The sequence below is a fragment of the uncultured Kordia sp. genome, assembly GCF_947489565.1.
Classification (GTDB): domain Bacteria; phylum Bacteroidota; class Bacteroidia; order Flavobacteriales; family Flavobacteriaceae; genus Kordia.
The window spans coordinates 1-405 of the sequence record NZ_CANLEA010000063.1; the positions used below are offsets into that span (position 1 = coordinate 1).

Annotated in this window: 1 pseudogene; it reads left to right on the plus strand. The window is 43.7% G+C overall.

The features are described from left to right. A pseudogene (locus tag Q0845_RS27735) lies at window positions 1–405 on the plus strand (hypothetical protein); the annotation flags it as partial.

Here is a 405-nt window from a genome sequence, read left to right on the forward strand (position 1 = left end):
TTCAGACCCGAATGATCCATGTGTTGGCGGAACAGTAGCAAGTGTTGATTTAACAAATATAACATCAGCATGGGCAATAGCAGATTGCGATGGTGATGGCGTAACAAACATAACAGAAGTTGATCCAGACGGAGATGGAACAGCAGGACCAAATGGAACTGATCCAAGTGATCCATGTGATTATGATGCTACAGTACAAAACTTTGCAACAGTAACAATTGCATGGTTGGCAATAGATTGTGATGGCGATGGAGTAACCAACGGAGATGAAGTAGATCCAGATGGAGATGGTACACCAGGACCAAACAATACAGATCCACAAGATCCATGTGATTACAATCCAATCTTAGTAACCCAAACGCAAACAGCGGCTTGGTTAACAGCAGACTGTGACGGTGATGGCAC